This window comes from Bradyrhizobium sp. USDA 4354 (genome assembly GCF_054060315.1).
Map to the genome: position 1 here is coordinate 1,641,850 of NZ_JBSSDC010000001.1, position 22,497 is coordinate 1,664,346.

A 22,497-nucleotide genomic window follows, 5' to 3' on the forward strand; every position below is an offset into this window, starting at 1 on the left:
GGGTCAATGCCAATTTGCGGCCCGACAACACCGCATGAGCGCAATGGATTCCAGCTTCGACGATCCCGATTACGACTATGCCGCGTCCATCGCCGGACGGGCGATGCGGAGCATGGCCGAACAGCGGATTGCGCCGACCCCGGCCAATTTCGCCGTCTGGTTCCAGTATTTCGCAGGCAGCCATGACGATCTGCGCAACGCGATCGATCTCCTCATCGACCACAATCGTTCCTTCGACGCCCGCACCAATCAGGACCTGTTCGAGACCTATGTTGCGCCCCAGGTGAGTGCCGTCGCGGTCGACACCTCCGAGCGGCTGCAGGCGCTCATGGGGGCCGCCAAGGAGTTTCTGGCGACTGCGATCGCCGACAATCATTCGCAGATGCAGGTCATCAGCCAGGTGGCCGACCAGGGCAGGGCCGGCGTCGATTCAAAACTGCTGGTCGCCCAGCTCATGAACGAGCTGGCGCGGGCCGCCACAAGGGCGACGCGGCTGGAAGCAGGCTTTGCGGAAAAGACCCGCGAGCTCGACGTCATCCGCGATTCGCTGTCGCGGTCCGAGCAGCGCGCCCGGACCGACACGCTGACGGGCCTGGCGAACCGGCGGGCACTCGATGAATTCCTGCGCAAGGCGCAGGCGACTGCGGAATGGGGCGAGCCGCTCAGCGTGCTCTTGCTCGACATCGACCACTTCAAGTCCTTCAACGACAATTTCGGCCATGGCGTCGGCGACCAGGTGCTGCGCCTGATGGCCAAGGTGCTGCGCGAAAAGGTTCGCGCGCAGGATCTGCCGGCCCGCTATGGCGGCGAGGAGCTGATTGCGGTGCTGCCGGACGCCGATCTCGCCACTTGCGCCGAGCTCGCCGAACGCATCAGGCGCGCGATCGCCGAATGCACGATCACGCGTCGCTCGACCGGCGAGACCCTGCCCAACATCAGCGTGTCGATCGGCGTGGCGCAGTACCGGACCGGCGAGGCGATCACCGATCTGATCGAGCGTTGCGACCGCGCGCTCTATCTCGCCAAGGGCGGCGGCCGCAATCGCGTGGTGACGGAGATCGAGCTCGATCGTGCCGGGGCTGCGGGTTAGCGATCAGCGAAGGTGTGCTCCCTCGCCCCGTTCTTACGGGGAGAGGGTTGGGGTGAGGGGCTGCTTCCGCAAAGACGGTGACAGTCGGACTCGCGGAGAGTCCCCTCACCCGGATTGCATCTCCGATGCAATCCGACCTCTCCCCGCAAGCGGGGCGAGGTGAAGAGCGTTAGCCGCGCGGGTTACGCGCTCGCCACCATCATCATCTCGGCCGCGCCGGCCGCGATCGCCTGCACGCCGTGCTCGACGACATTGTTGCGGCCCCGATGCTTGGCGGCATAGAGCGCGGCGTCGGCGGCTTCGATCAGGTCGCCGGGACGCAAGGACTCGTTCGGCTTTGTCGCGGCGACGCCGATCGAGACCGTGACGATCATGTGGCTGGAGGTGATGTGCGGCAGGCACAGCTTCAGCACGGCCGCGCGCACCTGCTCGCCGATTTCAACGGCACGCATCACGTCGGTATTCGGCAGCAGCAGGCAGAACTCCTCGCCGCCATAGCGTGCCGCAAAGCCCATCGTGTCGGCGGCGATGCCGGACAGCGATTCGCCAAGCCGCGTCAGGCAGGAATCGCCTTCGAGATGGCCGTAGGTATCGTTGAAGAGCTTGAAATGGTCGACGTCGATCATCAGCAGCGCGAGCTCGCTGCCATATTGCTGCGCGCGCATCCACTCGAAGTCGAGCCGGCTCTGGAAGCCGCGGCGATTGGCGAGACCGGACAGCATGTCGATCGAAGCCATCACCGTCAGGCGGTCGTTGCTTGCGATCAGCTCGCGCTCGCGCTGGCTCAGCTGCGCGGCCATCGCGTTGAACGCGCGGGCCAGAGGCACGAACTCGGCCGGCAGTCGATTGCGTGCCGCGCGGGCCGACAGATCGCCCTCGCCAAGACGCTTGGCCATATCGGCGAGCATCTCGATCGGCTTGATCACCAGCTTCTCGGCGGCGATCAGCGCGCCGAGCAGGACGAACATGAGGACGAAAGCGAGCTGCAAATAAGCGGTGCGGATGTCGCGGCTGACCGCTGCGGATACCTTGTCTTCATCGATGCTGGCGATCAGGCGAGCATTGGTGCCGACGATGCGGATATAGCTGACCGCGCGGCGGGAGCCGTCGGCCGCGAGGAAAGACAGTGAACCCTCATCCTGGTCGGACCGCAGCGCCTTGTCGGCGATCGCGGACATCAGCGGCATGTTGTCGAGCGGACGGCCGACTGCGCTGTGCTGATCGGCCGGGGCCGCCAGCACGGTGCCCGCGCTGTCGACCAGCACCGCGGTGATGCCGGCGCGACCGCCGAGATTGCTCATGACTTTCGACATCCAGTCGAGATTGACGGTGGCGAGCACGACGGCATCGGGCTCCCCGCTGAAGGCGGAGACCGGATAAACCGCCATCACCGTCGGCGACGGCACCGGCCGCGACATGATGAAGTCGCTCAGTATGAAGCGGCCGGTTTCCTGTGCCTGCTGGAAGTACGGCCGGTCACTGAGATCGAGGCCGACATATATGTTGTTGGTGGCGCATTGGATGCGCCCGTCTTGGCCGGCGATCAGAAGCGTGCGGATCCAGGGAAGGCTCGACGGCAGACTTGCGCGCAGCACGTCGCAGCTCTTGCTGATGCCGCCGGCGGAAGCGCGGATGAAGGCCTCCGATTTCAGGATGGTCTCGACCGACGAGATCACCTCACGCTGCGCATCGGCGCTGTGCCTTGCCACGGTGGTGAATTCGGCCGCAGCTTGCGCGATCTGCCGCGCGCGTGTGTTTTCGAGCGACCGGATGCGCTCGAGCATCAGGGGCGTCACAAGAATCACCGCGAGCAACGCAAGCCGCGCCCGGATTCCGAGAACCTGCTTGAGTTTCGCTCGTTTGCGGTTGAGACTGACGCTTGCCATCTTCGCTACCCACCCCATGGGCTAAGGTAAAGCGAAGGGTTCAAAAACTGTTTCTTGAATTCGGTAAAATTGGACTTAACTCGGGCTACGACCACAGCCAAGAGACGTCATGACAAAAGCCAACACCGCGCCGGTAACCGGCCATTCACCAAACGCGCTCGCCGCGGTCGAAGCCGAAATTGCACGCGCCTGCAAGGATGCGCGGCGTGATCGCGCCTCCGTGACGCTGATCGCGGTGTCCAAGACTTTCGCGGCGGATGCAATTACCCCGGTTATCGCCGCCGGACAGCGCGCATTCGGCGAGAATCGGGTGCAGGAGGCCAAAGGCAAGTGGCCGGCGTTAACGTCTGCTTACCCCGATATCGCGCTGCATCTGATTGGCCCGCTGCAATCCAACAAGGCGAAAGATGCGGTCGCGCTGTTCGACGCCATCCATTCGATCGACCGCCCGAGCATTTGCCAAGCGTTAGCCAAAGAAATCGAATCCCAGAACAAGCACCCGCAGCTGTTCGTCCAAATCAACACCGGCGAGGAGCCGCAGAAGGCCGGCGTCGCGCCCGGCGAGGCCGACGCCTTCCTCGCGAGTTGCCGCGACACTTATGGGCTGACGATCGCCGGACTGATGTGCATCCCGCCAGTCGACGAACCGCCGGCGGCGCACTTTGCTCTCACCGCCAAGATCGCCGCGCGCAACGGCTTGAAGAATCTCTCGATGGGCATGAGCGCGGATTTCGCCACGGCGATCATGCTCGGTGCCACCCATGTGCGCGTGGGGAGTGCCATCTTCGGGCACAGGTAGGAAGGTCGTACCCGGCAACGAAGCGCGCGCATCGTCGGGGCTTACTCTCGTGTCCCGGACAAGCCGCAACGCTTAAAGCGTTGCGGCGCAGAGCCGGGACCCAGGGCAACGCGGTGCAGTGCGACGGAATGGGCCCCGGCTCTGCAGCGCACCGCTGAAGAAGCGCTGCGCTGCGTCCGGGGCACGAGCGCGAAGCGTGACGCTCGCAATGACCGCGGCGTGCGAGCCCACATGCGAAGCGGCGGCGATCTGATCCTTGTCGAGCATGCACCCTCACCCGATGATGATTTTTGTTCGCGGGCCCAGGCGCCGCAGCAATTGCAGCATCGCAGATTTCGTCATGGAGACGCAGCCCGCGGTCGGGCCGAAATTGTCGCGGGCGAGGTGCAGGAACACCGCGCTGCCGCGGCCGGCGATGCGCGGTCGCGTGTTGTGGTCGATCTCGATGATGAAGTCGTAGAGATGATCCGCCCGCTTGAGCCGGTCACCGCCCTGCCCCTCGCCGAGCCGCATGCTCTGGTTGTAATGACGGTCCCGTGGATCCTCGCACCAGGCGTCCACGCCGGTGATCATCCGGGTCGGCAAGAAGGTCCGGGGGCGACTGTGCCGGTCACCCCGCCACCATAACCGTCTGGGACGGAAGCTGCCCCTGGGGGTGCCGCCGTCGCCTTCGCGCTTGTTGGCGAGTATGCCGCCCCGCCCCAGCGCAACCGGGATGGTCAGCGCTCCGGCCATCAACCAACCCCGGCGCGGATTACCGGCGGCAGGCTTAACGCGGATCGCGGAGAGCGGCCCAGCGCTTCGATTCCTGCCGTAACCAACTGAAGCTGCTTTATTTTTCATGTGAACGTGCAATGTCGGATTCATTACAGGACATTCATCAAAACGCCCGGCTATTCTGAGTTAGAGTGCTTCTGGCTTGTGAATCGGTAACAGCCCACTACTTCAACACGAACAACAATAACAACGGCGACCCTAAACTTCCCCTCGCGGCTGGGTGCGGCATGGATGCGCGCCGAGCCGGACCCTAAAAGGATGACCTCCCATGCCCAACGCCCGCAAGATCCTGATCGTGGATGACGATACCGATCTGCGCGACACGCTGGTGGAGCAATTATCGCTACACGAAGAATTCGAAGCCTCCGCCGTCGATACCGGCGCGAAGGGCGCGAGCGCCGCCAAGGCCAACTCCCCCGATCTGGTTCTGATGGATGTCGGCCTGCCCGACACCGACGGCCGCGAGGTTGTCCGCTCCTTGCGCAAGGGCGGCTTCAAGGCCCCGATCATCATGCTGACCGGGCACGACACCGATTCCGATACGATTCTGGGCCTGGAATCCGGCGCCAATGACTATGTGGCAAAACCCTTCCGCTTCGCTGTCCTGCTGGCCCGCATCCGCGCCCAGCTGCGCCAGCACGAGGCCAGCGAGGACGCGGTGTTCTCGGTCGGCCCCTACTCCTTCCGTCCCGGCTCGAAGATGCTGACCGCGGCCAACGCCCGCAAGGTCCGCCTCACCGAGAAGGAAACGGCGATTCTCCGCTTTCTCTACCGTGCCGGCCAGATGCCGGTGTCGCGCGAGACCCTGCTCCAGGAGGTCTGGGGCTATAATTCCGGCGTCACCACCCACACGCTGGAAACCCACATCTATCGCCTTCGCCAGAAGATCGAGAAGGACGCGGCTAACCCCGAAATCCTGGTCACGGAAGCCGGTGGCTACAAGCTGGTGCCGTGATACGCTTCAGGGGCGCGCGAATCGATTTAGATCGCGTGCCCTTGAGCTCCGGACCTGAATGTCAATCGACGATGACGTAGCGCTTCTCGAGCGTGTCCCGACACTGCGCCTGTTGGGAGACGCCTCGTTGCGCATGCTGGCGATCGGCTCCGAGCAGCGTGACTTCGTCCGCGGCGACGTCCTGTTCAATCTCGGCGACGATGCCGATGCCGGCTTCGTGGTCCAGCGCGGCGCCTTCCGGGTCGAGGACGGCGCCGGCGCCGAGATGATCGCCGGCCCCGGCGCGCTGATCGGCGAGCTCGCGCTGGTGGTGCCGATGAAACGGCCGTCGAGTGCGATCGCGCTGGAGCATTCCTCCGTCATCCGCGTCGCACGCAGCCTGTTCCAGCGCGTGCTCGAAAGCGATCCCGCCGCCGCGGTGCGCCTGCGCGACGAATTCGCGGTGCGCTCCAGCCAGATCGCCAGCGATATCTTGATGGCCGGCGCGAAGCTGACGTCGTAGCTCTCTCCACGCGTCATTCCGGGGCGCGCGCAGCGCGAACTATGGTGCGCAAGTGCGCACCTGAGAATCCATCCAGCGGCAGAGACGGTGGATGAATGGATTCCAGGCTCGCGCTATGCGCGCCCCGGAATGACGGCGCGGACTAAACCTCCAGCGTCACCGTCACCGGCACATGGTCCGACGGCCGCTCCCAGCTGCGCGCATCGCGCAGAATCTTGAAATCGCTGACCGTGTCCCTCAGCGCGCGCGAGACCCAGATGTGATCGAGCCTGCGGCCGCGATCGCCGACGGTCCAGTCGGCGGAGCGGTAGCTCCACCACGTATAGACCTTCTCCGACATCGGGATGCGCTCGCGCGCGACGTCGACCCATTCGCCGGCGGCGAGTGCCGCCTTCAGCTTTTCGGTTTCGACAGGCGTGTGCGAGACGACTTTCAGAAGCTGCTTGTGCGACCAGACGTCGTTCTCGTGCGGGGCGACGTTGAGATCGCCGACCAGGATGTGGCGGTCCTCACCGCGCGGATGCAGCGGCTCGCACGCGGTCATCTCGTCGAGGAAACGAAGCTTGTGATCGAATTTCTCGTTCAGCGCGGGATCGGGAATGTCGCCGCCCGCCGGCACGTAGAAATTATGCAGCACCAGCGGCCTTGCGATGCCCGCCTTCTCGCCGAACGACACCGAGATGTGGCGTGAATCGATCTTGTCGCAGAAGGTGCGGATGTCTTTCGATTCGAACGGGATCTTCGAGACGATGGCGACGCCGTGATAGCCCTTCTGACCGTTCAGCGCGACGTGCTCATAGCCGAGCCGCTTGAAGCGCTTCAGCGGAAAGGCGTCGTCGATGCACTTGGTCTCCTGCAGGCACAGCACCTCCGGCCGCGCGCTCTTGAGAAACTTCGCGACCAGATCGATGCGCAGCCGCACCGAATTGATGTTCCAGGTGGTCAGGGAAAGACGCATGGGAAATGCGTCTTAGCAAGCTCTCGTAGGGTGGGCAAAGGCGCAAAGCGCCGTGCCCACCGTCTTTTCGGGTTCGAGATGTGAGGGTCTGGGCGTGCTCTCGTAGGGTGGGGCAAAGTGGAGCGTGCCCACGATGCCTGCCATGAGGAAGAGATGGTGGGCACGGCGCAAGTGCGCCTTTGCCCACCCTACGAGAGCAGAGTGTTCAACCCGGCGACTGACCGTAATTGGTAAAATCGATCTTGAACATGCTGGGATCGAGCCTCTTGCTCGAATCCAGATTGTAGACCGCGATCGTGGTGTCGTAGCCCTGCGGGTCGGTGACGGTCCACTGCTTGAGCTGGCCGTCCTTGGCGCCGAACATCAGGAGCAGCCGGCTGGTGCCGACCAGCGCCTGCTTCTCCTCGATGGTGACGCTGACATAGACGTCGTCGGCCGAGACGCTGACGACGTTGGTGTCCTTCATCAGGTCGATGCGGTCGGACAGCAGGAAACGCAGCGGCGTCTGCGACAGCGGATAGACGTCCTGGGTCGCGAGCTTGCGGTCGCGCACCACCAGCGAGGATCCGTCCGCGACGATGTCGATCGGGCTCGGCGCGTCATACTCGAAGCGCACCTTGCCCGGCTTCTGGATGTAGAAATCGCCTTGCGTCTTGCTGCCGTCGGGACCGACCTGGACGAAATTCCCGACCAGTGTCTGAAGCGACGACAGATAGGCGCTGACCTTGGCGGCCTGTGCTTTCTGGTTGGCGTCGAAGGTCTGGAAGATGCTGCTTGGCACGTTACGGCGCGGGTCCGGGATCACCGGATTCGGCGGCGTCTGCGTCGCGCCGGTGACAGCCGGGCCACCGCCGGCAGGAGCGCTATCGCGGCCCTTCGGTGCGGGCTTCGGCACCGGCACGGTCTGCGCGAGCGACGCACCGGTTACCATCGCGGCAGTGACGAGAAGCACGCCGGCCACGCGCGCGCTTCGCGCGGCGATGGTGGCAGCGAATCGAATGTCCGGATGTCTGATCAACGCGTCGTCCTGTATGGCTGGGCGCCCTTTTAGCGTGATTTCGGGCAAAAGCAGATATCGATTTTGCGTGAAATTATGTTCAGAGGCTCCTCGCCTCACATGTGGCTGTCTTCTTCCTCGACCAGAATCTCGCGCTTGCCGGCGTGGTTGGCGGGACCGACGATGCCCTCCAGTTCCATGCGCTCCATCAGCGATGCGGCGCGGTTATAGCCGATTTGCAGGCGGCGCTGGATGTAGCTGGTCGAGGCCTTGCGATCGCGTTTGACGATCGCAACCGCCTGCTGGAATAGATCGCCGCCGCCATCCCCGCCCATGCCGGTCGCGTCGAACACGGCGCCGTCCTCGTCCTCGGTCGGCTCTTCTGCGGTGACGGCTTCGAGATATTCCGGCTGTCCTTGCGTCTTGAGGTGACGCACCACCTTCTCGACTTCCTCGTCGGACGCGAAAGGTCCGTGCACGCGGCTGATGCGGCCACCGCCGGCCATGTAGAGCATGTCGCCCTGGCCGAGCAGCTGTTCGGCGCCCATCTCACCCAGAATGGTGCGGCTGTCGATCTTGGACGTCACCTGGAAGGCGATGCGGGTCGGGAAGTTCGCCTTGATGGTGCCGGTGATGACGTCGACCGACGGACGCTGCGTGGCGAGGATCACGTGGAGGCCGGCGGCGCGCGCCATTTGCGCGAGACGCTGCACCGCGCCTTCGATGTCCTTGCCGGCGACCATCATCAGGTCGGCCATTTCGTCGACGATGATGACGATGTAGGGCAGCGGGTCGAGCGAGAGCTTCTCTTCCTCGTAGATCGCCTTGCCGGTCTCCTTGTCGAAGCCGGTATGCACGGTGCGCGTCGGCTCCTCGCCCTTGGCCTTCAACTCGAGCAGGCGCGTGTTGTAGCCGTCGATGTTGCGCACACCGAGCTTGGCCATGTTCTTGTAGCGCTCCTCCATCTCGCGCACGGCCCATTTCAGCGCGACCACCGCCTTCTTCGGGTCGGTCACGACGGGCGTCAGCAGATGGGGAATGCCGTCATAGACGGAGAGTTCGAGCATCTTCGGATCGACCATGATCAGCCGGCACTGATCGGGCCGCAGCCGGTAGACCAGGCTGAGGATCATGGTGTTGATCGCGACCGACTTGCCCGAGCCGGTGGTACCGGCGATCAGCATGTGCGGCGTGCGGGCGAGGTCGATGATGACGGGCTCGCCGCCGATGGTCTTGCCGAGGCACAGCGGCAGCTTTGCCACCGTGTCGGTCGCCTCCTTCGCCACCAGCAATTCGCGCAAGTAGACTTTCTCGCGGTGTGCGTTCGGCAGCTCGATGCCGATCGCATTGCGGCCGGGCACGACGGCGACGCGCGCCGACAGCGCGCTCATCGAGCGGGCGATGTCGTCGGCAAGTCCGATCACGCGCGACGATTTGATGCCGGGCGCCGGCTCCAGTTCGTACAGCGTGACCACGGGGCCCGGATTGGCCTTCACGATCTCGCCGCGCACGCCGAAATCCTGCAGCACGCCTTCGAGCGCACGGGAATTGTTCTCCAGCTCGGCCTTGCTGAGCGGCTGGCGATCGCCGGCCTTCGGGGCGGCCAGCATGGAGACGGACGGAAGGTCGAACCTGTCGGAGGATTTCTTGACCGCGGCCTTCGGTGCAGCCTTCTTGCGCGGGGCACGTGCGGCCGGCTCCTCTTCTTCCTCCTCCTCCTCGCCTTCCTCCTCGTGGTGCTCGTCCTCGTGGTCCTCGTCTTCGGCCTGCGGCGAGATCGAGGGCGCGGCGCGGCCACCGCCCAGATTCGGCTCCTGCCGGCTGAACTGAGCGGCCTTGGTCTTGGGTCCGCTCGAGACCAGCGAACGGTAAGCGGCACCAAGCAGCCAGATCAGCCGCGCCTTGGTGCTCATCAGCGCATGGAACAGCCAGCCTAGCGACACCGAGCCGCGATCGCTCTCCTCGTGCTCGTCGAGCGGCTTGTCGTCATCCTCGATCTCCGCGAGCTCGTCATCATGTTCGCGCGCGCCGAAGCCGCAGGCGATCAGGAAGGTCGCGGTCATCGCGGCGAACAGGATCGTGCCCAGCACGATGCGATAGATCGTGCCCGCCGGCCCGAAGATGACGGCGGGCGCGCGCACCAGCGCGTCGCCGACCACGCCGCCGAGTCCGGTCGGCAGCGGCCAGGCGCCGCCATGCCGCCAGCAGCTGACGAAGCCCGCCGCGATCACCGTGCAGAGAATCCAGGAGCCGAGCCGCAGCGCCTCACGGTCGAACGGGCGGTGCGTCATCATACGCCAGCCCCAGACCGCAACCGTCAGCACCAGCATGATCGCGCCGAGCCCGAGGATCTGCATCGCGAGGTCGGCGCCGATCGCGCCGGCATAGCCGAGGATGTTGTGGATCGGCCGCGAGGTCGCATGGCTGAGGCTGGGATCCTGCACCGACCACGTCATCAGCGCTGCCGAGGCGACGCCCGCCAGCGCGATCAGGCCGAGGCCGGTCAGCTCGCGCATGCGCCGTGCCAGCCCCTCGCGGATCGAGGGCGGCAGATGGCCGACCAGTGGAATGACACGTTCGATTGCCGACATGCTCACGGGCCCCGCCTAACCCAGAGTCTCGACCAGGCGATGCAGCGCCTGCGCCGTGGTCTCGCCATCCTGCACCAGCGCGAGGCGGATGTAGCCCGCGCCGGGATTGAATCCGTCAGGCTGCAGCCGCGCGAGATAGCTGCCGGGCACCACGCGCACGCCTGCTTCCTTGAAGAGTCTCAGCGTCACCGACACGTCGTCGCCGATCTCCGACGTGTTGAGCCAGACGCAGAAGCCGGCATCGGGCCGGCGATAGCCATAGCGATTGCCGATGATCTGGTCGGCGAGATCGAACTTGATCCGGTAGAGCCTGCGGTTCTCCTCGACATGCGCCTCGTCGCCATAGGCGACCGTCGCGACATGCTGCAGCGGCACCGGCACCTGGGGCGCCGCGATGTTGCGCAGCTCGAGGAACATGCCGATGAACTTCTTGTCGCCGGCGGCGAAGCCGACGCGCAGGCCCGGCAGGTTGGAGCGCTTGGACAGCGACTGGAACGCGACCACGCGGGTGAAGTCGGGCCCTGCGCATTCCAGCGCGCTGCCCGGGGCTTCGCGGGTGTAGATCTCGGAATAGCACTCGTCGCTGAGGATCACGAATCCGTAGCGGTCGGCGAGCTGTTTCAATCGTTTGAAATAATCGGGCTTGGCGACCGATCCTTGCGGATTGGCGGGCGAGGCCAGGTAGAACGCCACCGTGCGCGCCAGCGTCGCCTCGTCGATGGCGTCGAGGTCGGGCAGGAAGCCGTTCTCGACCGTTGTCGGCAGATGCACCGGCTCGCAGGCGGCCGCGAGGGCGCCCGCGCCATAGACCGGATAGAACGGGTTCGGCATCAGGATCGCGGGCTTGCCGGGACGCGGGCCGACATATCGCGCAGCCGCGATCGCGGCGAGGAACAGCCCTTCGCGGCTGCCATTGAGGACGAGAATCTCGCTCTCGGGATCGAGCGGCCGCGGCAGCCTGAAGCGCGACGACAGCCAGGCGCCGGCAGCGTGGCGGAATGGATCGGTGCCTTTGTTCGCGGGGTAACGGCCGAATTCGGCGATGTGCTTCGCCAGCACCGGGCCGACGAAGTCGGGCACGGGATGCTGGGGCTCGCCGACTGCAAGCGAAATCAACGGCTTGCCAGGCTGATGCGGGGCCAGCAGCTCGTTCAGCCGGACGAAGGGCGAGCGCTCGGAATCGGAGCTTCCACTGGCCTGCGGCGCACGGGATGAAGCGGTCATGACCATTCTGGGCGCCAGTACTCTTGGAACGGCCGGTCGCACCAAGGCGCCGGCGGGAAGCGGTTCAGTTCACCATAGATAGGGCGAGGTTAAGACGCGATTAACCATCGGCCGCCGCCTCCGTCCAGAGCGGGAATAATGGGACCGGATAACAACGGGATGCGGGGCTACAGGGCGGGGCAGGTTCTTACACCTCGCGTGCGGTTGAGGGAGCGCACCGTGATCGCGGTTTCAGTGCCCCGGCAGCTTCTCGAATGTCTTCATGCCCGCGGGGATCGCGTGGAACTCCTGCATGTCGCAGGTGTAGATCGCCATCTGCGGCTGGAACTGTTTTGGCTCGTCCAGCGTGCCGACCTTCAGGATCGCGGCGGGCAGGCCCGGAACCTTGGTCACCAGATGGGTGCCGCATTCGGCGCAGAACTCGCGCGTCACGGCGCGTTCGAGGTCCTTGCGGGTGAACTGCTTGGGCTGGCCGGTGATGTAGGAGAAGCCGGCCGCCGGCATCGCGATGAAGGTGTTGGGCGCGCCGCCCGAGATGTACTGGCACTCGCGGCAATGGCACTGCGCCTGCATCATCGGATCGCCTTCGGCCACGTAGCGCACCTCACCGCAATAGCATCCGCCTTCCAAACGCATGACGACCTCCCGATTGTTGTCTTTGTGGTCGATATTTCTGCGCCGGCGGCGCGGAATGGCAATCCCTTTCTTCAGCGCGCAGGTCAAAAGAAAGGGGCTCCAGCTTGCGCTGGAGCCCCTCAACGGTCAGGGCATTGCCGGGTATGTGCCCGAACCGTAGTTGTGGACGCGGTCTCCGAAGAGACCGCGCCCGGGAGGATAGGTTACATGTTGTAGGCGCGCTCGGTGTGCTCGGTGATGTCGAGGCCTTCACGCTCGGTCTCGACATTGGCGCGGAGGCCAACGATCACGTCGACGACCTTGTAGAGGATCGCCGAACCGACGCCCGACCACACCAGCGTGGTGCAGACGGCCTTGATCTGGGCGAGGATCTGCGTGGCGAAGTCGTAATCGGCAACCTTCGGCGGGATCGCGGTGTAGTCGATGATGCCGGCGCCGCCGAGCGCGGGGTTGACGAGAATGCCGGTGCCGATGGCGCCGACGATGCCGCCGATGCAGTGCACGCCGAACACGTCGAGGGAGTCGTCATAGCCGAGCGCGTTCTTCACGACGGTGCAGAAGAACAGGCAGACCACGCCGACGATCAGGCCGAGGACGATCGCGCCCATCACGCCGGCGAAGCCGGCCGCAGGCGTGACGGCCACGAGGCCCGCGACGGCGCCGGAGATGACGCCGAGGACCGACGGATGGCCCTTGATGATCCACTCCGCGAACATCCACGACAGCGCAGCGGCTGCGGTGGCGACGAAGGAGTTGGTCATGGCGAGCGCAGCGCCGCCGCTGGCCTCCAGGTTGGAGCCGGCGTTGAAGCCGAACCAGCCGACCCAGAGCAGCGAGGCGCCGATCATCGACATGGTCAGCGAGTGCGGAGCCATCAGCTCCTTGCCGTAGCCGACGCGCTTGCCGATCAGAAGGGCGCCGACGAGACCTGCGATGCCGGCGTTGATGTGCACCACGGTGCCGCCCGCGAAGTCGATCGCGCCCATCTTGAAGATCCAGCCGGCGTCGGCGTTGATTTCGTCGAGCTTGGCCTGCGCCGCGGTCTTCGCCGCCGCATCACCCGCCGCAGCCAGAGCCTTGGCCGCGTCCTGGATCAGGTCCGGGCCCGGCCAGTACCAGACCATGTGCGCGATCGGGAAGTAGATCAGCGTGACCCAGAGCGGAATGAAGAGAGCGATCGCCGAGAACTTCATGCGCTCGGCGAAGGCGCCGACGATGAGGGCGGGCGTGATCGCCGCGAAGGTCATCTGGAAGCACATATAGATGAGCTCCGAGATGTTGGCATCGACCGAGAAGGTCGCGGCCTTCGAGTCGGTGGTGACGCCCATCATGAAGGCCTTGGAGAAGCCGCCGATGAAGTCGGAGCCGCCGGTGAAGGCGAGGCTGTAGCCGTACACGGCCCAGATCACGGTGACGACGCAGACGGTGTAGAACACCTGCATCAGGACCGAGAGCATGTTCTTGGAGCGGACGAGGCCGCCGTAGAACAGCGCGAGGCCGGGGATCGTCATCAACAGCACCAGCACTGTCGATGTCAGCATCCAGGCGTTGTCTCCCTTGTTGACCGTTGGCTCGGCATAGGCTGCGGTCGCAGCGAACAGGCCGACTGCGAGAGCCGCCAATCCCGCGCCATAGGGACGCTTGAACGTCATATTATTTACTCCTGCTTGGATAAGGTTGAGCGCGAAATCAGAGGGCCGCGGCATCGGCCTCGCCGGTGCGGATGCGAACCGCATGGTCGAGATTGATGACGAAGATCTTGCCGTCGCCGATCTGTCCGGTTTTCGCAGCGGACGTGATGGCGTCGATGGTCTTGTCGACCTGGTCGGAGGCGACAGCGACCTCGATCTTGATCTTGGGCAGGAAGCTCACGGCATATTCGGCGCCGCGATAGATTTCCGTATGGCCCTTCTGGCGGCCATATCCCTTGACTTCCGTCACCGTGAGACCGTGAACGCCGATGGCGGTCAGGGCGTCACGGACTTCTTCAAGCTTGAATGGCTTGATAATCGCCATAACAATTTTCATGGGTCCTATCCCCGCTTGGGCCCGGTCCGGACGTGGCCGGGCGTTTCTCGACTGGTTCGCCACGAGGGAGACGTTTCACTACGCGGGCACAGCCGGACCCCTAGAATCAAATGCCGTGCCAGATCGGGCGTATTGCCTAACGGACTATGAAAACGGGTGTTTTCGCGTTCGATGGGTATTGCGGTGCAGTGCGCTATTACGTCGCGCTCAAAACGTGGTCACGCCTGCTCAAAACGAGGGCATGACAGGCTGCCGACACAATGTTGCTCACGTGTCGTGCAGCGAGAGGGTATTTAAGTAGTGTCGGCGCCTATTGCAGGGCTTCACCGTGCTGCGAAATATCCAGTCCCTCGAGCTCGTGCTCACGGGATACGCGCAAGGGCACGAACAGTCCGACCAGCTTGAGCAGGATGAAGCTCACGCCCGCCGACCAGACGAAGGTGACGGCGACCCCGTAGAACTGGATCAGGAGCTGCTGCGGATGGCCCTCCAGCAGGCCGGCGGTGCCGCCGATGGCGCTGGTCGCGAACACGCCGCCGAGCAGGGTGCCGGTCAGGCCGCCGATGCCGTGGACGCCGAAGACGTCGAGCGAGTCGTCATAGTTGAAGCGGTGCTTCAGCCAGGTACAGGCCCAGTAGCAGACCGCACCGGCGATGATGCCGATGACGATGCCATGCCAGGGCGCGACGAAGCCCGAGGCCGGCGTGATGGTGCCGAGCCCGGCCACCGCGCCGGAGATCATGCCGAGCACGGAGGGCTTGCGCCGCGTCGACCATTCGATCGCGCCCCAGGTCAGCGCGCCGGCGCAGGCGGCAAGATGGGTGGCGGTGATCGCCATCACCGCGCGTGAGTTCGCCGCCAGCGCCGAGCCGCCGTTGAAGCCGAACCAGCCGACCCACAGCAGGCCGGTGCCCATCACCGCGAGCGACAGATCGAACGGCGAGAGATTCTCGGTGCCGTAGCCGTGACCGCGCCCCATCACCTTGGCCGCAACGAGGCCGCCGGTGCCGGCCGACAGATGCACGACGAGGCCGCCGGCGAAATCCAAGACGCCCATGCTGGCGAGGAAGCCGCCGCCCCAAACCCAATGCGCTAGCGGAATGTAGACGAAGATGAACCAGGCGACCGAGAACAGGAGGTAGGCGGAGAACCGCATGCGGTCGGCGACCGAGCCCGCGACCAGTGCCACCGTGATGATCGCGAACGTCATCTGGTACAGCATGAACAGCGATTCCGGGATGGTCTTCGCCGCAGGGTTGACGCTGTCCATGGTCATGCCGGCGAGAAACCAGCGGTCGAGCGTGCCGATCCACGGGCCGTCGCCGACGAAGCACAGCGAATAGCCGAACGCGACCCAGAGAATGGAGATCAGCGTCACCGCGGCGAGGCTCTGCGCCATGGTGGCGAGCACGTTCTTCTTGCGCACCATGCCGGAATAGAACAGCGCGAGCCCCGGAACCGTCATCATCAGCACCAGCGCGGTAGCGACGATCATCCAGGCGGTGTCGGCGGTGTTGATCTCGGAGGCAGCTGCGTGCGCCGGCGAAGCTACGATGGACACAAATCCGATTGGCGCAGCCATAGCAGCTGCGCGGCGCAACAATCCCGCCATATCGTTCCCCCCCCCCCGGCATTAATTGGCGTCGCACGTTGCGGCGTCGTTGCCCGGTGCGATCGAAGCAGATCAAAGCGTTTTCAAGCGAAGTGGATACCGGTTCGCGTGAAGAAAACGCGTCAAACAGAATTCAGAGCGCGTCGCTGTCGGTCTCGCCGGTGCGGATGCGCAGTGCGTGGTCGATCGGCGTGACGAAGATCTTGCCGTCGCCGATCTGCCCAGTGCGCGCGGTCGAGGTGATCACGGCGACCGCCTTATCGGCCACGTCGGAGGCGACCGCGATCTCGATACGCAGCTTCGGCAGGAAGTTCACGACATATTCGGCGCCGCGATAGATCTCGGTGTGGCCCTTCTGCCGGCCGTAACCCTTCACCTCGGTCACGGTCATGCCGTGGACGCCAATCGCGGTCAGGGCCTGACGGACCTCATCGAGCTTGAAGGGTTTGATGATCGCGACGACGAGTTTCATGGTCAGGCCTATTCCCCGGGATGCGCCGCGCCGTATGTCCCCGGCGCCGCGTCAATCTGGCATCTTTCCGGGCAAATGGCACAAAAAAGTTGCAGGTTGAAGCGGAAAAACGTTTGGCCAAGGGCGGTCATGTGAACGGCCGCCTCTGTACAGGGCATCCGTTCATCCTTCACAATGCATTTTTGGCATGGATGCGGTGAACCGAAGCGTCCCGGCCGGCACATAAGTATGTTTGAGGGGGACGCTTCATGACGAGTTGGTTCTACGCATCCGAGGGCAAGCAGCAGGGGCCCTTTCCGGAAGGGCAGTTCCGCGATCTGATCGCCCAGGGCGTTGTTCGTCCGGACACGCTGGTATGGACCGAGGGCATGGCCGGCTGGCAGAAGGCCGCCGAGATTCCCGGCCTGCTCGGCGGCGGTGCACCTCCGATGGTCCCGGCGGGCGGCCCGCCGATGATGGGCGGAAGTGGCTATGGCGGCGCTGGCGGCTACGCTGCTACCGCAAGCGGCGGATCACTCTCGGTCGATTTCGGCATCCTCGAATTCACCTGGCGCAGCATCGTCCTGCTGATCGGAATGATCTTGGTCATTCCGGCGCCGTGGGTCTTCGTCTGGTACACCAGATGGATCGTCTCCTGCGTGAAGGTCCCTGGGCGGCCGAACCTCAGCTTCACCGGCAATGCGATGACGTTGGTGCCGTGGTATTTCGGCTTCATCGTTCTCGCCATCGCGCTCGCCTTCGTCGGCAGCGAGATCCTGAGCAATCTGCTGTTCATCGTGCAGATCGTTCTTTACTGGCTGCTGATCAAATGGATGGTCGCGAACCTCGCCTCCAACGGGCAGCAGCTGGGCTTGAGCTTCACCGGTTCGGTCTGGGCCTATATCGGCTGGAATCTGCTGTTCGCGATTTCCATCATCACCATCATCGGCTGGGCCTGGGTGGCCGCGGCCCAGATGCGCTGGTTCTGCCGCAGCATCGAGGGCACGCGGCGCGAGATCGTTTTCAAGGGCTCGGGTCTCGACATCCTCTGGCGCGGCATCGTGGCTGCGATCCTGTGCAGCCTCATCATCCCGATCCCGTGGGTGTATCGCTGGATCATGAATTGGTTCGCCTCGCAGACCGAGCTCGCGCCGCGCGGCTCGCAGGCGGCCATGTGACGGCCGCTGGCTTTCGCTAGCGAGAAGACGAGATGTCGAATCGCATCTGGTTTCACGCATCTGGCGGCCAGCAGAAAGGTCCGTTTCCGGAGGCGCAGTTCCGCGATCTCGTCGTCCAGGGCACGGTGACCGCCGCGACGTTGGTCTGGGCTGAAGGGTTGGCGGGCTGGCAGAAGGCCGGTGACGTGCCGGGTCTCGTTCCCGGCGCCGCGCCGTCGTCCTTGCCAGTCGATGGCGGCTCGGGCGGCACCAGCGGCCCGCTATCGGTGGACCTGCCCGTCTGGTCGTTCCTGGGATGGTGGATTCTGCTGATAATCGGCAGTCTCCTGGTGATCCCGTCGCCCTGGACCGGGACAGGCTATTATCGCTGGCTCTTCCCGCGCATGCACATTCCGCAGCGGCCGAACCTCACCTTTACCGGCCAGGTTGGGGACCTCTGGTACGTCTTTATCGGGATGGCGCTGGCGGGCTATTTGGGCCATATCGACAGCACCCTTCAGATCCTGACGATACCGATTCAGGCGATCTTGTCTTGGGTGCTCATACGCTGGGTGGTCGCCAATATCAGCTCGAATGGTCAGCCGCTGCCGATGACGTTCACCGGCAGCGTCTGGGGTTTCATCGGCTGGCAGATCCTCATGCTCCTCGCCGTGTTCACGATCATCGGCTGGGCCTGGGTCATGGCCGCGTGGACGCGATGGATTTGCCGTCACGTCAGCGGAACGCGCCGCGAGATGATCTTTACCGCCACCGGTCTTCAACTGCTTTGGCGCACCATCGCGTTTTGTCTCGGATGCCTTTTCATCATTCCGATCCCATGGCTGCTGCGCTGGTATTTTGCCTGGGGCACGACACAGTTCGTGCTCGTCGAGCGCACGAGGGCGACAATTTAGGACTTCCGCTCGCGCACAGAACCTTCCTGCGCGACGGAGGCGACCAGTGTCCCGTCCGGCTTGAAGATGGAGCCGCGGGTCAGGCCGCGGCCCGATTGCGCGCTCGGCGAATCCTGCGCGTAAAGCAGCCATTCGTCGGCGCGGAACGGGCGGTGAAACCACATCGCGTGATCGAGGCTCGCCGGCATCATGCGCTTGTCGAACAGCGTGCGGCCGTAGCGCGCCATGACCGCATCGAGCAGCGAGAAATCGGAGGCGTAGGCGAGCGCGCACATATGCAGCGCCGGATCGTCCGGCAACTTCGCCGCGGTCTTGATCCAGACGTGAATGCGGCCGTCGTCGATCTTCTGGCCGAAATAACGGCCGAGCTCGACCGGGCGCAGCTCGATCGGACGATCGGATTCATAGTAGCGGCGGATGAACTCCGGCATCTCCTTGAACATCGGCTGCTTCGCCACCTCCTCCGCCGTGAGTTTTTCCGGCGGCGGCACATCGGGCATCTTGTCCTGGTGGTCGAACGCACTCTCCTCCTCGGCGTGGAACGACACCATGATCGAGAAGATCGCGTTGCCGTGCTGGATCGCGGTGACGCGGCGGGTCGAATAGCTCTTGCCGTCGCGCAGGCGCTCGACCTGGTAGATGATCGGGATCTGCGGATCACCCGGCAGGATGAAATAACAATGCAGCGAATGCGGCAGCCGTCCTTCGACCGTGCGGCAGGCCGCCACCATGGCCTGCCCGATCACCTGGCCTCCAAAGACCCGCTGCCAGCTCGTCTTCGGGCTGTTGCCGCGGAACAGGTTCACCTCGAGCTGTTCGAGATCGAGGATCGCAATGAGGTCAATCAGGCCTTTGGACATGATGGTGCTTTCTAATGCCGCGTCATTCCGGGGCGCACGCAGTGCGAACCCTGGTGCGCAAGTGCGCACCTGAGAATCTCGAGCTGATATCCTCTGGATTCCGGGTTCGCGCGTTGCGCGCCCCCGGAATGACCGAAAGAGGCCGTTCCGCCCTCGTTTCACCGCACTGTTTCGCCCAGCTCAAGTCTGCTAGCAAGACCGAGAATTGACCGGGAAGCTTGGTATGTCGGTACAGGGTAGCATTGTCATCGGTGGCGGCGCGTTTGCGGGGCTCGCGCTGGCCCTGGCGCTGCGCCAGGGGCTGGGTCCCGAGATTCCCGTCATCGTCGCCGATCCCGCGCTCAGCATGCGGCCGAGCCGCGACCCCCGCGCCACCGCGATCGTGGCCGCCTGCCGCCGCCTGTTCGAGACGATCGGCGCCTGGGACGACGTCAGGAGCGAGGCGCAGCCGATCCTCGACATGGTCGTCACCGATTCCAAGCTCGAGGACGCCACCCGTCCGGTGTTCCTCAACTTTGCCGGCGATGTCGCGCCGGGCGAGCCCTTCGCGCATATGGTCGAGAACCGCCACCTGATCGATGCGCTGGTGGTGCGTGCCGAGGCCGAGGGCATCGATCTCCGCGCCACCCCGGTCGCATCCTACGACGCACGTTCCGACGGCATCGACGTGACGCTCGGCGACGGCAGCGTGATCGCAGCCAGCCTGCTGGTCGCTGCCGATGGCGCGCGGTCGAAGCTGCGCGAGCGCGCCGGCATCGTCACCCATGGCTGGGAGTACGATCAGTCCGGCATCATCGTCACCGTCGGCCATGAGCGCGATCACGAAGGCCGCGCCGAAGAGCATTTCCTGCCGGCGGGCCCGTTCGCGATCCTGCCGCTGTCGGGAAAACGCTCCTCGCTGGTATGGACCGAGCGCCGAGCTGAGGCCGCGCGCATCATTGCGCTCAGCGACGAGGAATTTCACAGCGAGCTCGAGCAGCGCTTCGGCCTGCATCTCGGCGAGGTGAAGGCGCTCGACAAGCCGCGTGCGTTTCCGCTGTCGTATTTCGTCGCGCGGTCCTTCATCGCCGAACGCCTCGCGCTGGTCGGCGATGCCGCCCACGTCATCCACCCGATCGCGGGTCAGGGCCTGAACATGGGCCTGAAGGACGTCGCCGCGCTGGCCGAGGTCGTAGTCGATGCCGCGCGGCTCGGCATGGATATCGGCGGCGCCGACGTGCTCGAGCGCTACCAGCGCTGGCGCCGCTTCGATACCATGGCGATGGGCGTTGCCACCAACTCGCTGAACTTCCTGTTCTCCAACCAGTCGACGCTGTTGCGCACGGTGCGCGACATTGGCCTCGGCCTCGTCGACCGCGCCCCGCCGCTGAAGAACCTCTTCATCCGTCAGGCCGCAGGGCTCACCGGCGAGGTGCCGCGGCTGTTGAAGGGCGAGGCGTTGTGAGGGCGAATGGTGAGTAGCCAATAGCGAGTGGATCCATTCGCTATTCGCCATTCCCTATTCGCGGCCGCTAATCGATCTTGCGCGCCTCTTCCGGCAGCATGATCGGGATGCCGTCGCGAATGGGATAGGCGAGCTTGGCGCTGCGCGAGATCAGCTCCTGCTTTGCAGAATCGAACTCCAGCGGACCCTTGGTCAGCGGGCAGACCAGAATCTCCAGCAATTTGGGATCGACGCTGGCTTCGGGACGTTCGGTGGGCGCGTTCATTGGGGTCTCCGGCAGTCGGTTGCCTTTAGCACAGAAACGCGCGCCCGCCATCACGGGCCTAAGCGGCGAGCATGCCCAGGAGCTCGTCGAGCAGGGCCTGAAGCCGCGTCGCCGGCAGCGGCCGGCACTGGATCGTCGCCACGCTCGCCGGCGGGGCAACTCCGCATTGTGCGCAGAGAGTGCTCGCGTTTTCGCACATGTTAGAAGTTATCTAAAGCGAACCAGGCCCGTACCCGATTGACTTCACCACCTCCTTTGCTTCCTTCGGTGCGCTCCGCGGCTCCGCGGCTCCGCGGTGCGCCCACGACAGAGGAGGAGAGGTTCGTGAAGGTCTTTCGTGTTGTTGCCATTGCACTGACGATCGGGATTGGCGCGGGATCGACGGCCATGGCCGACGGTTTCAAGGACTGCACCAAGCTCGACAAGGCGTCGTGGAAGCCGGCCAGCGAAGCCGAAGCCAAGGCCAAGGCACTGGGCTATGAGGTACGGCGCTCCAAGGTCGAAGGCTCGTGCTACGAGGTCTACGGCGTCAAGGAAGGCAAGCTCTACGAGCTGTTCTACAGCCCCGAGGATCTCAGCCTGAAGCACACGATCGCCAAGTAGGCTGCGACGTCGATCGCACGACGCAATCTGCGCAAAGCAAGGCTTGAGGGTGGGTCTTCGCTTGATCGAACAAGCGCCAGACGCGCGCGGGGTGTCCGACCGGACCCCCGCCGAGCGAACCGCTCCGCGGACGGTCGCGGTCTGGGACCTTCCGCTGCGCCTCTGGCACTGGGCTCTCGCGGCCGGCGTTCTGGCCGCGTGGTTCACGCCGACCGTTTATGACGGCCTTCACCGCGTGGTCGGCTATGCCGTGCTGGGGCTTCTCGCTTTTCGGCTGGTCTGGGGCTTCTGGGGAAGCCGCTATTCGCGCTTCAGGATGGTCGGCGTCAGGCTGCGCGCGTCGCCTCGCTATCTCTGGAATCTGCGTCGCGGCATCACCGGCCGCTATATCGGGCTCAATCCGGCCGGCACGTTGATGCTGGTCGCGCTCCTGGTCTCGCTCGCCGTCTCGACGATCACGGGAGCGATGTCGGTCACCGTCACGTTCTTCGGCGTGTGGTGGGTCGAAGACGCCCACCACTATTCATCGGATGCTGTCATCGTCCTGGTCGTGCTCCACGTCGCGGGCGTGGTGCTGATGGGAGTTTTGCAGCGCGAGAATCTGATCCGCGCGATGATCACCGGACGCAAGCGCATCCGCGGCCATCTCTAAGTTCGTTGCGATCGTTGCGCGCCTTTCGTCGCTCGGGTCGGGCGCGATCGCGCTGCGGCCTCATGCGCAAATGCGCGGCAGATCAAATCGTGTGGC

At 64.6% G+C, this 22,497-nt stretch carries 22 protein-coding genes; 9 read left to right on the forward strand and 13 right to left on the reverse strand.

What is annotated here, in order from left to right:
* Nucleotides 1-43: 43 nt before the first annotated feature.
* On the forward strand, nucleotides 44-1,090 hold the full coding sequence (locus tag ACVIIV_RS07720) for a GGDEF domain-containing protein (RefSeq protein ID WP_456748682.1): 1,047 nt from the start codon (nucleotides 44-46) through the stop codon (nucleotides 1,088-1,090).
* A gap of 182 nt (nucleotides 1,091-1,272) precedes the next feature.
* Here the strand turns inward: ACVIIV_RS07720 and ACVIIV_RS07725 are convergent, their stop codons facing one another.
* Nucleotides 1,273-2,976: a sensor domain-containing diguanylate cyclase gene (locus ACVIIV_RS07725; RefSeq protein WP_456743662.1), complete on the reverse strand. Its 1,704-nt coding sequence runs from the start codon at nucleotides 2,974-2,976 to the stop codon at nucleotides 1,273-1,275.
* A 109-nt stretch (nucleotides 2,977-3,085) separates the two neighbouring features.
* Here ACVIIV_RS07725 and ACVIIV_RS07730 point away from each other — a divergent pair, with 109 nt between their 5' ends.
* Nucleotides 3,086-3,775 (forward strand): YggS family pyridoxal phosphate-dependent enzyme, encoded by a 690-nt coding sequence (locus tag ACVIIV_RS07730; protein WP_456743663.1) that lies wholly within the window; start codon nucleotides 3,086-3,088, stop codon nucleotides 3,773-3,775.
* A gap of 273 nt (nucleotides 3,776-4,048) precedes the next feature.
* On the opposite strand, the gene ACVIIV_RS07735 is transcribed toward ACVIIV_RS07730, so the two are convergent.
* The gene (locus ACVIIV_RS07735; RefSeq protein ID WP_456748683.1) at nucleotides 4,049-4,618 is read right to left on the reverse strand and encodes a L,D-transpeptidase family protein; all 570 of its coding nucleotides are present in this window, start codon (nucleotides 4,616-4,618) and stop codon (nucleotides 4,049-4,051) included.
* Between the two features lie 202 nt (nucleotides 4,619-4,820).
* Here ACVIIV_RS07735 and ACVIIV_RS07740 point away from each other — a divergent pair, with 202 nt between their 5' ends.
* Together ACVIIV_RS07740 and ACVIIV_RS07745 are read left to right on the forward strand one after the other, a co-directional pair.
* Entirely contained in the window at nucleotides 4,821-5,507 is a 687-nt protein-coding gene (locus tag ACVIIV_RS07740) for a response regulator transcription factor (protein WP_024338712.1), read from the forward strand.
* A 58-nt stretch (nucleotides 5,508-5,565) separates the two neighbouring features.
* Nucleotides 5,566-6,009 carry a cyclic nucleotide-binding domain-containing protein gene (locus ACVIIV_RS07745; protein WP_018646009.1) on the forward strand — a complete coding sequence of 148 codons (444 nt, stop codon included), beginning with the start codon at nucleotides 5,566-5,568 and terminating at the stop codon, nucleotides 6,007-6,009.
* Between the two features lie 142 nt (nucleotides 6,010-6,151).
* Here ACVIIV_RS07745 and ACVIIV_RS07750 read toward each other — a convergent pair whose 3' ends face one another.
* The 9 genes from ACVIIV_RS07750 to ACVIIV_RS07790 all read right to left on the reverse strand — a co-directional run bounded on the left by ACVIIV_RS07750 (nucleotide 6,152) and on the right by ACVIIV_RS07790 (nucleotide 16,527).
* Complete coding sequence (locus ACVIIV_RS07750; protein WP_456743664.1) at nucleotides 6,152-6,967, reverse strand: exodeoxyribonuclease III; 816 nt, start codon at nucleotides 6,965-6,967, stop codon at nucleotides 6,152-6,154.
* A gap of 205 nt (nucleotides 6,968-7,172) precedes the next feature.
* The gene (locus ACVIIV_RS07755; RefSeq protein ID WP_456748684.1) at nucleotides 7,173-7,928 is read right to left on the reverse strand and encodes an outer membrane lipoprotein carrier protein LolA; all 756 of its coding nucleotides are present in this window, start codon (nucleotides 7,926-7,928) and stop codon (nucleotides 7,173-7,175) included.
* A 152-nt stretch (nucleotides 7,929-8,080) separates the two neighbouring features.
* Nucleotides 8,081-10,561: a DNA translocase FtsK gene (locus ACVIIV_RS07760; protein WP_456743665.1), complete on the reverse strand. Its 2,481-nt coding sequence runs from the start codon at nucleotides 10,559-10,561 to the stop codon at nucleotides 8,081-8,083.
* 9 nt (nucleotides 10,562-10,570) lie between these two features.
* Entirely contained in the window at nucleotides 10,571-11,785 is a 1,215-nt protein-coding gene (locus ACVIIV_RS07765; protein WP_456743666.1) for an aminotransferase class I/II-fold pyridoxal phosphate-dependent enzyme, read from the reverse strand.
* Nucleotides 11,786-12,010: 225 nt separating this feature from the next.
* Nucleotides 12,011-12,415 (reverse strand): GFA family protein, encoded by a 405-nt coding sequence (locus ACVIIV_RS07770; RefSeq protein ID WP_456743667.1) that lies wholly within the window; start codon nucleotides 12,413-12,415, stop codon nucleotides 12,011-12,013.
* 203 nt (nucleotides 12,416-12,618) lie between these two features.
* Entirely contained in the window at nucleotides 12,619-14,067 is a 1,449-nt protein-coding gene (locus ACVIIV_RS07775; protein ID WP_456743668.1) for an ammonium transporter, read from the reverse strand.
* Nucleotides 14,068-14,104: 37 nt separating this feature from the next.
* A complete protein-coding gene (locus ACVIIV_RS07780; protein WP_008142813.1) occupies nucleotides 14,105-14,443 on the reverse strand; it encodes a P-II family nitrogen regulator in 339 nt (112 codons plus the stop codon).
* 310 nt (nucleotides 14,444-14,753) lie between these two features.
* Nucleotides 14,754-16,055 (reverse strand): ammonium transporter, encoded by a 1,302-nt coding sequence (locus ACVIIV_RS07785; RefSeq protein WP_456743669.1) that lies wholly within the window; start codon nucleotides 16,053-16,055, stop codon nucleotides 14,754-14,756.
* A 133-nt stretch (nucleotides 16,056-16,188) separates the two neighbouring features.
* Complete coding sequence (locus ACVIIV_RS07790; protein WP_018323564.1) at nucleotides 16,189-16,527, reverse strand: P-II family nitrogen regulator; 339 nt, start codon at nucleotides 16,525-16,527, stop codon at nucleotides 16,189-16,191.
* A 248-nt stretch (nucleotides 16,528-16,775) separates the two neighbouring features.
* Here ACVIIV_RS07790 and ACVIIV_RS07795 point away from each other — a divergent pair, with 248 nt between their 5' ends.
* Together ACVIIV_RS07795 and ACVIIV_RS07800 are read left to right on the forward strand one after the other, a co-directional pair.
* Entirely contained in the window at nucleotides 16,776-17,684 is a 909-nt protein-coding gene (locus ACVIIV_RS07795; RefSeq protein ID WP_456743670.1) for a DUF4339 domain-containing protein, read from the forward strand.
* Between the two features lie 32 nt (nucleotides 17,685-17,716).
* Nucleotides 17,717-18,577, forward strand: coding sequence for a DUF4339 domain-containing protein (locus ACVIIV_RS07800; RefSeq protein ID WP_456743671.1), 861 nt, complete (start codon nucleotides 17,717-17,719; stop codon nucleotides 18,575-18,577).
* On the opposite strand, the gene tesB is transcribed toward ACVIIV_RS07800, so the two are convergent.
* Nucleotides 18,574-19,437 (reverse strand): acyl-CoA thioesterase II, encoded by an 864-nt coding sequence (tesB, locus tag ACVIIV_RS07805; protein ID WP_456743672.1) that lies wholly within the window; start codon nucleotides 19,435-19,437, stop codon nucleotides 18,574-18,576. The genes ACVIIV_RS07800 and tesB overlap by 4 nt on opposite strands.
* Nucleotides 19,438-19,660: 223 nt before the next feature.
* On the opposite strand from tesB, the gene ACVIIV_RS07810 reads away from it, so the two are divergent.
* Nucleotides 19,661-20,881 (forward strand): ubiquinone biosynthesis hydroxylase, encoded by a 1,221-nt coding sequence (locus ACVIIV_RS07810; RefSeq protein ID WP_456743673.1) that lies wholly within the window; start codon nucleotides 19,661-19,663, stop codon nucleotides 20,879-20,881.
* 67 nt (nucleotides 20,882-20,948) lie between these two features.
* Here ACVIIV_RS07810 and ACVIIV_RS07815 read toward each other — a convergent pair whose 3' ends face one another.
* On the reverse strand, nucleotides 20,949-21,146 hold the full coding sequence (locus ACVIIV_RS07815; protein WP_007598651.1) for a Trm112 family protein: 198 nt from the start codon (nucleotides 21,144-21,146) through the stop codon (nucleotides 20,949-20,951).
* Nucleotides 21,147-21,470: 324 nt separating this feature from the next.
* Between ACVIIV_RS07815 and ACVIIV_RS07820 the strand changes: the two genes are divergently transcribed.
* Nucleotides 21,471-21,749 carry a PepSY domain-containing protein gene (locus ACVIIV_RS07820; RefSeq protein WP_456743674.1) on the forward strand — a complete coding sequence of 93 codons (279 nt, stop codon included), beginning with the start codon at nucleotides 21,471-21,473 and terminating at the stop codon, nucleotides 21,747-21,749.
* Between the two features lie 61 nt (nucleotides 21,750-21,810).
* A complete protein-coding gene (locus ACVIIV_RS07825; RefSeq protein WP_456743675.1) occupies nucleotides 21,811-22,401 on the forward strand; it encodes a cytochrome b/b6 domain-containing protein in 591 nt (196 codons plus the stop codon).
* Nucleotides 22,402-22,497 lie beyond the last annotated feature (96 nt).